The sequence below is a fragment of the Streptomyces sp. NPDC002680 genome, from assembly GCF_042889145.1.
Lineage (GTDB): Bacteria > Actinomycetota > Actinomycetes > Streptomycetales > Streptomycetaceae > Streptomyces > Streptomyces adonidis.
Genome location: NZ_JBIAQP010000024.1, coordinates 52758 through 65392 on the forward strand (window position 1 = coordinate 52758; position 12635 = coordinate 65392).

The following is a 12635-nucleotide window of genomic DNA, read 5'->3' on the forward strand; positions in this document are numbered from 1 at the left end:
GGGGGTCTGGGGGCGGCAGCCCCCAGGGATGGGAACGGGTAGGGGCGGCGGGGGCGAGTAATCGCTGTAAGGGGTGTACCGCCCACCCGGTAGTGACATCCTTGAATTCACTGCGTACGCTCCTGAATATGGATATGCACACTGTGGTGGTGGGGACGTCCGGGGTGACCGCGGGCGACGTGCTCGCCGTGGCGCGTGGCGGGGCCCGGATCGAGCTGTCCGGGGAGGCCCTCGCCGCCCTCGCGAAGGCCCGCGGCGTCATCGACGCGCTGGCCGCCAAGCCCGAGCCCGTGTACGGCGTGAGCACCGGGTTCGGTGCCCTCGCGACCCGGCACATCAGCCCCGAACTCCGCGCCCGGCTCCAGCGCAACATCGTCCGCTCGCACGCCGCCGGCATGGGCCCGCGCGTCGAGCGCGAGGTCGTACGGGCCCTGATGTTCCTGCGGCTCAAGACGGTCTGCTCGGGACACACCGGCGTACGCCCCGAGGTCGCCCAGGCCATGGCCGACCTGCTCAACGCCGGCATCACCCCCGTCGTCCACGAGTACGGCTCCCTCGGCTGCTCCGGCGACCTCGCGCCCCTCTCCCACTGCGCCCTCACCCTCATGGGCGAGGGGGACGCCGAGGGGAGCGATGGGGTTGTGCGGCCTGCCGCCGAACTGCTCGCCGAGCACGGCCTCGTCCCCGTCGAACTCCGCGAGAAAGAAGGCCTCGCCCTTCTCAACGGCACCGACGGCATGCTCGGCATGCTGGTCATGGCCCTCGCCGACCTCGACACCCTCTACAAGTCCGCCGACGTCACCGCAGCGCTGAGCCTTGAGGCGCTGCTCGGTACCGACAAAGTGCTCGCGCCCGAGCTGCACGCCATCCGGCCGCATCCGGGGCAGGGAGCCAGTGCCGCCAACATGCTCGCCGTGCTCAAGGGGTCCGAGCTGACCGGGCATCACCAGGACGGCGCGCCGCGCGTCCAGGACGCCTACTCCGTGCGCTGCGCCCCGCAGGTCGCCGGCGCCGGACGGGACACGTTGGCGCACGCGCGGCTCGTCGCCGAGCGGGAACTCGCCTCCTCCGTCGACAATCCGGTCGTACTCGCCGACGGGCGGGTCGAGTCCAACGGGAACTTCCACGGGGCCCCGGTGGCGTACGTCCTGGACTTCCTCGCCATCGCCGTCGCCGATCTCGGGTCCATCGCCGAGCGGCGTACCGACCGGCTCCTCGACAAGAACCGCTCGCACGGGCTGCCGCCGTTCCTCGCCGACGACCCCGGTGTGGACAGCGGGCTGATGATCGCCCAGTACACCCAGGCCGCCCTGGTGAGTGAGTTGAAGCGGCTCGCCGTGCCCGCCTCGGCGGATTCCATTCCCTCCTCCGCGATGCAGGAGGACCATGTCTCGATGGGCTGGTCGGCGGCGCGCAAGCTCCGTACGGCCGTCGACAACCTCGCCCGGATCATCGCCGTCGAGCTGTACGCGGCCACGCGCGCCATCGAGTTGAGGGAAGGGCTGACGCCCGCGCCCGCCTCCCGGGCCGTCATCGACGCCGTACGGGCGGCCGGTGTCGAGGGTCCCGGTCCCGACCGGTTCCTGTCGCCCGACCTCGCCGCGGCGGACGCCTTCGTGCGGGGCGGGCACCTGGTCGCCGCGGTGGAGCCGGTGACCGGCCCGCTGCAGTAGGCGGACTCGGGGCCTGCCGGGGCGAACGTCAAGTTTCTCAAAAAACTGGCGCCCCGGCGGTCCCCGCCGTCTCGTTCGGAGGTCTCGGAGGTCCTGGGGGGGCTTGGGGGTCTCAGAATCCCAGGCGTTCCCGTCGCAGCGAATACACCACGAAACCCGCGCCCAGGCCGAGGCAGAGCGTGCCGCCCACGACGTACGGGGTGGTGTTGAAGCTGCCGGTGTCGGCGAGGCGGGTGCCGTCGCCGGTACCCGAGTCCGCGGAATTCGAGGAGTCCGAGGTCGTCGTGGCCGCCGTACCGCTGCTCGTACTCGTGCTTGTTGTGGAGATCTGGCGGGTGAAGTCCGACATCGTGGACAGGGACGTATCCGCTCTGTGCTGCTGCTCCACCGACTTCTCCACCGGCTTGTCTCCCGTCGCGTTGGCGGACGGGACGAACCACAGGGCACCCAGGAGGGTCCCCGCTGCGGTGGCGGTCAGCAACGACCGACGTGCGGATGACACGGAATATCGATCCCCTTGTGGCTCTGGCGAATTGGCCGTGGACCCGATGCTAATGACAGGCGCGGGTCGTGGGAAAGTTGTGGGAGCTGTGAGCCGTACGCTCTCCGACCATGAGTACTTCAGAGACATCACGTTTTGTACGGCTTCGGGTGGAACTGGTCGTCGAGGTCGACGACCCGGCCTCCCTCACGAAGGCCGCGTTGCGGCGGATCGCCGAGGACACCGAGATGCCCGCCGACGAGCGGGTGCACGCCGAGGACGCTGTGACGGAAGACACTGCGGAGGCGCTCGCGTACCTCGTGGACCCGTTCGACCTGGTCGGCGAGGTGCCGGGGATCGAACTGGCGCAGGCCTCCTGGAGCAGCGAGGAGATCGACTACGACCCGGATTCGCCGGACTGGGATCTCGACGAGGATGATGAGGTGGACGGCGACGAGATGGTCGGGGAGCGGGTCGGCGGCTGAGGGTCTTGGAAAAATCGTGACCCCGGGTGGCAACCGCGGCCCGGGGTTTCTTCGTCTCAGGGGGAGCAGTGACCGGCAGTGGCACCACGCGACCCGGTGGAGTACGGGATGGGCGGAGCGCCCCCTGTGACCCAGGCGACGTGGTGTGCCCCACACATCGAGCGAATGTGGAACGGGACGAACCGGTCGTAGCGTTGAAGTGGGTTACGGGGACTTGCATGTTCGGTTCGGTACGGGGACTCGTGGTCCTGACGGTTCGGGGATTCGGCAACGATGGAGAAGCGTGTGATGACGGACAGTAGGCGGCGCAAGGGTCTGATGGCCGCGTCCGCCCTGCTCGGTGGCGTGCTGGTGCTCTCTGCGTGCAGCGGAGGCGACAGCGACAGTGCCTCCAAGGGCGACAGCGGCACCGACACCTCGCAGGCCAAGGCCGACGAGGCGGCGGCGGCGAAGACCTCCGAGGCCCAGATCAAGATCACACCCGGGGACGGCTCGAACAACGCCTCCATCAACAACGCGGCCCAGGTGGCGGTGACCAAGGGCACCCTGACGTCGGTGGAGATGACGACGGCGGACGGCACCGCGGTCGCCGGTGAGATATCCGCCGACAAGACCAGCTGGAAGCCGAGCGCCCAGCTGGAGCGCGCCACCACCTACAAGGTGACCGCGGAGGCCACGGACACCAAGGGCCGTACCGCCCACGAGAACGCCTCCTTCACCACGGTCTCCGCCGGGAACAGCTTCGTCGGCTACTTCACCCCCGAGGACGGCTCGACCGTCGGTGTGGGCATGCCCGTGTCGATCAACTTCGACAAGGCGATCACCGAGAAGGCGGCCGTGCAGAAGGCCGTCACGGTCTCCTCGACCAGCGGTCAGGAGGTCGTCTGCCACTGGTTCAACGACACCCGCATGGACTGCCGGCCCGACGACTACTGGCAGGAGAACTCCACCGTCACGCTGAAGCTGGCGCTCGACGGCGTGGAGGGCGCGAGCGGTGTCTACGGCGTGCAGCAGAAGACGGTCACCTTCAAGATCGGCCGCAACCAGGTCTCCATCGTCGACGCCAAGACGAAGACGATGAAGGTCATGCACAACGACACGGTCATCAAGACCATCCCGATCTCCGCCGGTTCGCCCGAGAACAAGACGTACGAGGGCAAGATGGTGATGTCGGAGAAGTTCAAGGAGACGCGCATGAACGGCGCGACCGTGGGCTTCACCGACGACGACGGCAAGGGCGAGTACGACATCAAGGACGTGCCGCACGCCATCCGTCTGACCACCTCCGGCACCTTCGTGCACGGCAACTACTGGAGTTCCAGCAGTACTTTCGGCAGCGCCAACGTCAGCCACGGCTGTGTCGGCCTGGACGACACCAAGGGCGCCAACGACAAGAGTTCGGCGGGCTACTGGTTCTACACCAACTCGATCATCGGTGACGTCGTCGACGTCCGTAACACCGGTGACAAGACCGTCGACCCGGCCAACGGTCTCAACGGCTGGAACCTGAGCTGGGCGGACTGGAAGGCCGGTTCGGCCGTCTGATCCCGGGTCCCCCTGGGGGAGTTCACAGCTTTCCGATGCCGCCCCCAGGGGCGGCATCGGTGTTTCTGGGGTTCACCACAGCCTTCTCATGCATCTCTTATGCGGGGCTTATCCCGCCATCACACGGTGTACCTACCTTGCGGCCATGTTCTTCACCTACCTGAGGCGCGAACTGCGCCGCCGCAGAAAAGCGGCACTCGTCGTCGCCTCCGGGCTCGCGCTCGGCATCGCCCTGGTCATCGTGGTCACGTCCGTGTCCTCCGGCATGTCGAAGGCGCAGGACAAGGTCCTGGAGTCGCTGTACGGGCTCGGTACCGACATGACCGTCACCAAGGCCGCCGCGGCCCAGACCGGCACCGGTGACGCCCAGCGCCCGCGCTTCCAGTTCGACGCGCAGGACAACGACTCCGACACGGAACAGAGCAGCGACCGGGTGATGGTCCAGGGCTTCCAGACCCTGGCCTCCTCCACGGTCACCAAGGTCGGTACGCAGAAGGGCGTTTCGGACGCCGTCGGCGGACTGAGCCTCCAAGTCATCAAGGTGAGCGGCCAGTTCAGGCAGGGCCAGTTCCAGCAGGACGAGAGCGCCAGCGGCGGCACCGGCAACCAGCAGGGCGGCGGCCCGGGAGCGGGCGGCAACGGCGGCTCAACCGGCGCTCCCCAGGGGCGTGTTGAGGGCGGCGGCGCCGAGTTCGACGTCAACAACTACTCGGTGTACGGCACCGACGTCACCAAGCCGGAACTCGGCCCGCTGACCTCCTCGAAGATCACCAGCGGCCGTACCTTCACGACCTCCGAGACCGATGCCAAGGTCGTGGTCGTCGACGCCTCCTACGCCAAGGAGAAGAAGCTCAAGGTCGGCAGCACGGTCACCATCAAGAGCGTCAAGTACAAGGCCATCGGCATCGCGACGCCCGAGAGCGGCGACGCGGCGGCCAACCTCTACATCCCGCTGAAGCAGGCCCAGACCCTCAGCGACTCCAAGGACAAGGTCACCACGATCTACGTCCAGGCGACCGACTCCCAGCAGATCGGCGCGGTCAAGTCGACCATCCAGAAGAACATCTCGGGTACGACCGTCACGACCTCCGCCGATCTCGCCGACACCGTCTCCGGCTCCCTCTCCACCGCCTCCGACCTGGCCTCCAGCGTCGGCAAGTGGCTGTCGATCGCGGTGCTCGTCGCGGCCTTCCTGGTCGCGGGCCTGCTCACCTCCTCGGCGGTGTCCCGGCGTGTGCGTGAGTTCGGCACGCTGAAGGCGCTCGGCTGGAAGTCGGGCCGGGTCACCCGGCAGGTCGTCGGCGAGGCCATCGTCAACGGCCTGGTGGGCGGCGCCCTCGGTATCGCACTCGGCCTCGCCGGCGCGTACGTCGTCACCGCGATCAGCCCCGAACTCCAGGCGGAGCTGGGCAGTTCGGGCGGCAACGGCGGCGGTCCCGGCGGGGGCGGCGGCTTCCCCGGCGGCGGAGGCGGCCCCGGCCGCCAGACAGCGACCCAGGCCCTCTCGGTCGCCCTCACGGCCCCGGTAGCCCTCTCCACGATCGCCCTGGCGGTAGGCCTGGCGGTGGCGGGCGGCCTGATCGCGGGCGCCTTCGGCGGCTGGCGAGCATCAAGGCTCCGCCCGGCGGACGCGCTGAGGAGAGTCGAGTAGCGAGGGGGTTCGCTCAAAAACGGGCGGCGGCGGGGGCTTTCAGGGGCGCGGGGAACTGCGCGACAAGCCCCCACCGGCGGCCAGCCGACAAACAACCCCTCGCACCCCAATCCCACCCAGGAGCCACCACCATGTACGAACTAAAAGGCGTGACCAAGACCTACACCCGAGGCAAAAAAACGGTAGACGCCCTCGCGGGCATCGACCTCACCATCGCCGACGGCGACCGCCTCGTCATCCAGGGCCCCACCGGCGGCGGCAAGTCCACCCTCCTCCAAATGCTCGGCGGACTCGACCGCCCCACGGGCGGCAGCATCGACCTCGACGGCACAGATCTCGCCAAACTGTCCGAGAGCCGCCTCACAAAAGTCCGCAGCGAGAACATCGGTTTCGTCTTCCAGAGCTTCAATCTCATTCCGACCCTGTCGGCCCAGGAAAACGTCGAGACCGCTCTCGTACCGCTGGGCGTGAAGACCAAGGAACGCCGCGAACGGGCCGCCGAGGCACTGAAGTCGGTCGGCCTCGGCGAGCGCCTCGGGCACCTCCCGGGCGAGATGTCCGGCGGCCAGCAGCAGCGCGTCGCCATCGCCCGTGCGCTGGTCAAGCAGCCGAAGGTGCTCCTCGCCGACGAGCCCACCGGGAACCTCGACGAGTCGATGCGCGACGAGATCATGGACGTACTCGAAACCATGTGGAAGGAGCTGGGGCTCACTTTCATCATGGTCACGCATGATTCGGCGATCGCGAAGAAGGCCCCGCGGCTGGCCACCATCCGTAAGGGGAAGATCACGGTGAAGGAGAACGCGGGCGCGTAGGAATGTGACCACCGGCGCGTAAATGGAGAAAACCGGCGCGCAAAGTTTCGTAACTGCCTCGTAACAGCCCACTCGTGAGCGTCCAGTCTATTGAGCGGCTGATCACCCCTCGGCATAATTCACGGTCGGGGGGTGTACGCCTGTGCGTACGGGACCGCCCCCAGCCGGATGAACGGGGAATTTCTCCGGCACCTCAGCCACAGGCTCCAGGGGGAGACTTGCGCAAACAAGTGAAAAGAGCATGCGCGGCAACCGTAGCCACGGCAGCCGCAGTTGCCCTCGCGGCGGGCATGACCGGCCCGGCATCCGCGAAGGGCGAGGCGAAGGTCGAGCAGCAGCGGGTGACCGACGCTGCCCAGAAGCTCAAGCCTGCGCACCGCATCACCCTGATCACCGGTGACCGGGTCGCCGTCGACGCCAAGGGCCGTGTGATCGGCCTGGAGCGGGCGGCGGGGCGCGAGAAGATACCCGTACAGATCCGCAAGATCGACGGGCACACCCTCGTCATCCCGGCCGACGCGGCCCGGCTGGTCTCCAGCGGCAAGCTGGACCAACGGCTGTTCGACGTCACGGAGTTGAACAAGGCGGCGACCCGCAAGTCCCAGCAGAAGGGACTGAAGGTCATCGTCGGCTACACGGGGGCCGCGGCGGCCACCAAGGCCGACGTCCGCGACGCGGGCACGCTGCGCCAGACGCTGAAGTCCCTGAACGCGGACGCCGTACAGACACCGCAGAAGGACACTCCCGAACTCTGGGACGCGGTGACCAACGGTGACAGGACCGCCGCCGGGATCGCACACGTCTGGCTCGACGGCACCCGTAAGGCCAGCCTCGACAAGTCCGTGCCGCAGATCGGCGCGCCGAAGGCGTGGGCGGCCGGGTACGACGGCAAGGGCGTCAAGATCGCCGTCCTGGACACCGGGGTCGACGCCACCCACCCGGACCTCAAGACCCAGGTGATCGCGGCCAAGAACTTCTCCACGGCCGCCACCACGGACGACAAGGTCGGCCACGGCACGCACGTCGCGTCCATCGCGGCGGGCACCGGGGCCAAGTCCGGCGGCAAGTACAAGGGTGTCGCACCCGGCGCCAAGATCATCAGCGGCAAGGTCCTGGACGACACCGGCTCCGGTGACGACTCGGGCATCCTCGCCGGCATGGAGTGGGCGGCCGAGCAGGGCGCCCAGGTCGTCAACCTCAGCCTCGGCGGCCAGGACACCCCCGAGGTGGACCCGCTGGAGGCGCTGGTCAACAAGCTGTCCGAGGAGAAGGGCATTCTCTTCGCGATCGCGGCGGGCAACTCCGGTCCGGAGTCGGTCGGTTCGCCGGGCAGCGCGGACAAGGCGCTCACCGTCGGCGCGGTCGACGACAAGGACGTGCTGGCCCCGTTCTCCAGCACCGGCCCGCGCGTCGGCGACGGCGCCATCAAGCCGGACGTGACCGCGCCCGGCGTGGACATCACGGCCGCGGCGGCCCCGGGCAGCGCCATCGACCAGGAGGTCGGCGAGAACCCGGCCGGCTACCTCTCCATCTCGGGTACGTCGATGGCGACCCCGCATGTGGCGGGCGCGGCGGCGATCCTCAAGCAGGAGCACCCGGACTGGACGTACGCCGAGATCAAGGGCGCGCTCACCGGCTCCGCGAAGGGCGGCAAGTACACGCCGTTCGAGCAGGGTTCGGGCCGGATCCAGGTCGACAAGGCCATCAAGCAGACCGTGATCGCCGACCCCGCGTCGGTGAGCTTCGGTACGCAGGAGTGGCCGCACACCGACGACACCCCGGTCACCAAGCAGCTGACGTACCGCAACCTTGGCAAGACCGACGTCACGCTGAAGCTGTCGGCGACCGCGACCAACCCGAAGGGCCAGGCCGCTCCGGCGGGCTTCTTCAAGCTGGCCGCGACGACGGTGAAGGTCCCGGCGGGCGGCAGCGCCTCGGTCGGCTACACCGTCAACACCAAGCTGGGCGGCACCCTCGACGGCGCGTACTCCTCGTACGTGACGGCGACGGCCGGCGCGCAGAGCGTCCGTACGGGCGCGGCGGTCAACCGTGAGGTCGAGTCGTACGACCTGACGGTCAAGCACATCGACAAGACCGGGCAGCCGACCGGCGAGTACAACACGATCGTCGCCGGTTACTCCGGCCTGGCCACCGACCGCGGTTACCAGGTCCCGACCTCGGCCACCGGCACCACGACCATGCGTCTGCCCAAGGGCACGTACCTCCTGGACGCGTGGATCGCGAAGGACTTCACCAAGCCCGACCTGGGCGGTGAGGGCCTCGACTGGGTGGTCCAGCCGAAGCTGGCGGTCACCAAGGACACCTCGGTGACGATCGACGCCCGCACCACCAAGGCGGCGGACATCACGGTGCCGGACGCCGACGCCAAGCCGCTGGGCGCGATGATCAGCTACATGTACGACGACGCGGGCATCGGCATCGGAGTCGGCCTCGACTCCTTCGCCAACCTGCGGATGGCGCACCTCGGCGCGGAGACCCCCGGCCTCTCGCAGACCTGGTTCGGCCAGTTCAGCAAGGGTGCGGGCGCCGAGTACGACGCGATCACGACCGCCAAGGTCAAGAAGATCACCGGCGACAAGGTCCGGCACTTCAAGGCGAGCGAGTTCGCCACGGTGTCGAACAAGCTCGGTGGCGGGGCGCCGGGCAAGACCGGCGCGCTCGGTGCGATCGCGTTCCTGCCCGAGGACGTCGCCTTCGGCGGCCTCGTCGAGCAGGCGCTGCCGGCCACGCGTACGCAGTACGTGTCGACGGGCGAGAAGGTGCAGTGGCTGTTCGACTTCACCCAGTTCAAGGGGAAGGACGCACAGGGCTTCTCGATCCCCGAGGCCTACTACACGCTCGGTTCCGCGCAGACCCTGAAGGCGGGCGGCAAGTACTACCGCACGTTCAACACGGCGGTCTTCGGACCTCGTCTGCTCCCGGACTACGGCCTCTTCCGTGACGGCAACTACATCTACGGCCTGATCCCGCTGTTCTCCGACGGCGCGGGCCACCCCGGCTCGTCCGACTTCACGTCGGTCGCCACGACGCTCTACCGCAACGGGAAGAAGGTCGCCACGACCGACGACCCGCTGTTCGCCGAGAAGCCGTTCACGGTTCCGGCGGGCGACGCGGAGTACAAGCTGACGACGTCGGTCAAGCGCAGCGTCAAGGTGGCGCAGGCGTCCACGCGGATCGACGCGAGCTGGACGTTCCGGTCGAAGAAGCCTGGGGAGAACGGGGCCAAGCTCCCGGCGTCCTCGGTGCGCTTCAACGCGCCGGTCGGCCTGGACAACAAGGTCGCGGCCGGTACGAAGGTCACGTTCCCGGTCGTCGTCGAGGGTGCGGCGCGTGGCAGCAACCTGAAGTCGCTGTCGGTGTACGCGTCCTACGACTACGGCAAGACGTGGAAGAAGCTGACGGTGAAGGACGGGAAGGTGACTGTCGTGAACCCGAAGAAGGGGGAGGCGATCTCCTTCCACGCGAAGATCGCCGACAAGAAGGGGAACAAGTCGACGATCTCGATCTACAACGCGTATTACGGCAAGTAGCTCGCCGTTGACGTGATGGCGACGGCCCGTCGGGGGATGCCTCCGGCGGGCCGTTTCCGTGTTTTTCCTCGCCCCCGCCGCCCCTACCCGTCCCATCCCTGGGGGCTGCGCCCCCAGACCCCCCTTTGTCCTCAAACGCCGGACGGGCTGACTATCCAGCCCCTCCGGCGTTTGAGGAGCGGGGGTTCGGGGGCGGAGCCGCCGAGGATGGGACGGGTAGGGGCGGCGGGGGCGAGAACAGCTACCGGTTCAGGAGCCCGTGCCCGCCTTTGTTGCGTCGCGGCCCCAACTCGCCAGCAGGCGCAGGGCCTCTGCCGAAGGCGAGGACGGTTCTGCGTGGTAGACGATCAGGGTCTGGTCGCTGTCGTCGGGGAGTCGGAACGACTCGTAGTTCAGGGTCAGTTCGCCTACCAGGGGGTGGCGGAAACGCTTCACGCCGTGGCTTTTCTCCTTGACGTCGTGGGTGGCCCACAGGCGTCGGAACTCCTCGCTCTTCACCGACAACTCGCCCACCAGGGCGGAGAGTTTCGGGTCCTCCGGGTAGCAGCCGGCGTCCATGCGCAGGTGGCAGACGATGTCGATCGCCTTCTGCTCCCAGTCCAGGAACAGGTCGTGGTACTCGGGGCGAAGGAACACCAGCCGGGCCCAGTTCCGGTCCTGCGGCGGCAGCTCGGCCCAGTCGCCGAAGACCGCCGCGGCCATGGCGTTCCACGCCAGGATGTCCGTACGCCGCCCGGCGACGTACGCCGGGACGCCGTCCATCGTGTCGAGCAGCTGCCGCAGCGTCCCGCGTACGACCTGTGCCCGCACCGACGGCTTCTTCTTGTGCTGCTTCGGCTTCGCGAGGTGGGTGAGGTGGGCGTGCTCCGCGCCCGTCAGCCGCAGGGCGCGGGCGATGGCGTCCAGGACCTCCGCTGAGACGTTCCGCCCGTTGCCCTGTTCGAGCCGGGTGTAGTACGCGACGGACACCCCGGCCAGCTGGGCCAGCTCCTCGCGGCGCAGCCCGGGCACCCTGCGGTGCCGGCCGAAGTCCGGCAGCCCCACGTCCTCCGGCTTGAGCCGGGCCCGTCGGGTGCGCAGGAACTCGCTCAGCTCGGCACGCCGGTCCAGGGCCTGTCCTGCGCCGGGAGCCGCCGGATGCACGGAATCGGGCTGTTCGTCCATGCGGTCCAGTATTCCCGGTCGTACGAACACCAGCCTGACCCCGCCAGTGGTAGGACCGGCGGACGTACGCAGAAGCGTGGGCTGGGTGAAAAGCGGAACGTTGGGCAGACTGATCGCCGTGCCCGGTCAGAAGGCGGCCGGGGACGGAATCCCCCCTAGGAGACCCCCGGCATGACCACTGTCGCTGCATACGCCGCCCCCTCCGCCAAGGCTCCGCTGGAGCGGACCACGATCGAGCGTCGTGAGGTGGGCGAGTTCGACGTCCTGATCGACATCAAGTTCGCCGGCATCTGCCACTCCGACATCCACCAGGCCCGCGAGGGCTGGGGCGAGGCCATCTTCCCGATGGTCCCCGGCCACGAGATCGCCGGTGTCGTCGAGGCGGTCGGTTCCGGTGTCACCAAGTTCACGGTCGGCGACCACGTCGGCGTCGGCTGTCTGGTCGACTCGTGCCGTGAGTGCGAGAACTGCCAGGCCGGCCTGGAGCAGTACTGCCTCAAGGGCGGTGTCGGCACGTACAACGCCCTCGACAAGAACGGTGAGCCGACCTACGGCGGCTACTCCGAGAAGATCGTCGTCGACGAGAACTACACCGTCCGTATCCCCGACGGCCTCTCCCTCGATGTGGCCGCGCCGCTGCTCTGCGCCGGCATCACCACGTACTCCCCGCTGAAGCACTGGAACGCCGGTCCCGGCAAGAAGGTCGCGATCCTCGGCATGGGTGGCCTCGGCCACATGGGCGTCAAGATCGCGAGCGCGCTCGGTGCGGAGGTGACCGTTCTCTCGCAGTCGCTGCGGAAGAAGGAGGACGGACTGAAGCTGGGTGCGTCGTCCTACTACGCGACCAGTGACGAGGCCACGTTCAAGGAGCTGCGTGGCACCTTCGACCTCATCCTGTCGACGGTGTCCGCTCCGCTGAACCTGGACGCGTATCTCTCGCTTCTCAAGACGGACGGCGCGTTCGTGAACGTGGGTGCGCCCGAGGAGCCTGTCGCGCTCAACCTGTTCTCGGTGATCGGTGGGCGTAAGACCCTTGCGGGGTCTGGCATCGGTGGGATTCAGGAGACCCAGGAGATGCTGGACTTCTGTGCGGAGCACGGGTTGGGGTCGGAGATTGAGCTGATCAGTGCGTCTGAGATCAACGAGGCGTATGAGCGGGTGCTCGCGAGTGATGTGCGGTACCGGTTTGTGATCGACACCGCGACGATCTAGTTCCGTCGGGGGGTGCGTACTCGGCTGCGGGTGCTTCGTGGCTTGTCGCGCAGTTCCC

General features: G+C 68.2%; 9 protein-coding genes. 7 read left to right on the forward strand and 2 right to left on the reverse strand.

All coding sequences use genetic code 11. The features are described from left to right. Positions 1–134 precede the first annotated feature (134 nt). Positions 135–1673 (forward strand): histidine ammonia-lyase, encoded by a 1539-nt coding sequence (hutH, locus tag ACFYXF_RS44660; protein ID WP_389359011.1) that lies wholly within the window; start codon positions 135–137, stop codon positions 1671–1673. 112 nt (positions 1674–1785) lie between these two features. On the opposite strand, the gene ACFYXF_RS44665 is transcribed toward hutH, so the two are convergent. Then, a complete protein-coding gene (locus tag ACFYXF_RS44665; protein ID WP_389358755.1) occupies positions 1786–2175 on the reverse strand; it encodes an LPXTG cell wall anchor domain-containing protein in 390 nt (129 codons plus the stop codon). A 110-nt stretch (positions 2176–2285) separates the two neighbouring features. Between ACFYXF_RS44665 and ACFYXF_RS44670 the strand changes: the two genes are divergently transcribed. The 5 genes from ACFYXF_RS44670 (at position 2286) to ACFYXF_RS44690 (ending at position 10201) form a co-directional block, all read left to right on the forward strand. Further along, positions 2286–2639 carry a hypothetical protein gene (locus ACFYXF_RS44670; RefSeq protein ID WP_369037273.1) on the forward strand — a complete coding sequence of 118 codons (354 nt, stop codon included), beginning with the start codon at positions 2286–2288 and terminating at the stop codon, positions 2637–2639. A 273-nt stretch (positions 2640–2912) separates the two neighbouring features. After that, positions 2913–4184 carry an Ig-like domain-containing protein gene (locus ACFYXF_RS44675; RefSeq protein WP_389358757.1) on the forward strand — a complete coding sequence of 424 codons (1272 nt, stop codon included), beginning with the start codon at positions 2913–2915 and terminating at the stop codon, positions 4182–4184. A 145-nt stretch (positions 4185–4329) separates the two neighbouring features. Next, the gene (locus ACFYXF_RS44680) at positions 4330–5835 is read left to right on the forward strand and encodes an ABC transporter permease (RefSeq protein WP_389358759.1); all 1506 of its coding nucleotides are present in this window, start codon (positions 4330–4332) and stop codon (positions 5833–5835) included. 131 nt (positions 5836–5966) lie between these two features. Beyond that, on the forward strand, positions 5967–6650 hold the full coding sequence (locus tag ACFYXF_RS44685) for an ABC transporter ATP-binding protein (RefSeq protein WP_235475260.1): 684 nt from the start codon (positions 5967–5969) through the stop codon (positions 6648–6650). 290 nt (positions 6651–6940) lie between these two features. Then, positions 6941–10201, forward strand: a complete 3261-nt coding sequence (locus tag ACFYXF_RS44690) for a S8 family serine peptidase (protein WP_389358761.1) — start codon at positions 6941–6943, stop codon at positions 10199–10201. Between the two features lie 249 nt (positions 10202–10450). On the opposite strand, the gene ACFYXF_RS44695 is transcribed toward ACFYXF_RS44690, so the two are convergent. Continuing rightward, positions 10451–11365 (reverse strand): helix-turn-helix domain-containing protein, encoded by a 915-nt coding sequence (locus ACFYXF_RS44695; protein ID WP_389358763.1) that lies wholly within the window; start codon positions 11363–11365, stop codon positions 10451–10453. Positions 11366–11536: 171 nt separating this feature from the next. On the opposite strand from ACFYXF_RS44695, the gene ACFYXF_RS44700 reads away from it, so the two are divergent. After that, a complete protein-coding gene (locus ACFYXF_RS44700; protein WP_389358765.1) occupies positions 11537–12577 on the forward strand; it encodes an NAD(P)-dependent alcohol dehydrogenase in 1041 nt (346 codons plus the stop codon). The last annotated feature ends 58 nt before the right edge of the window (positions 12578–12635 follow it).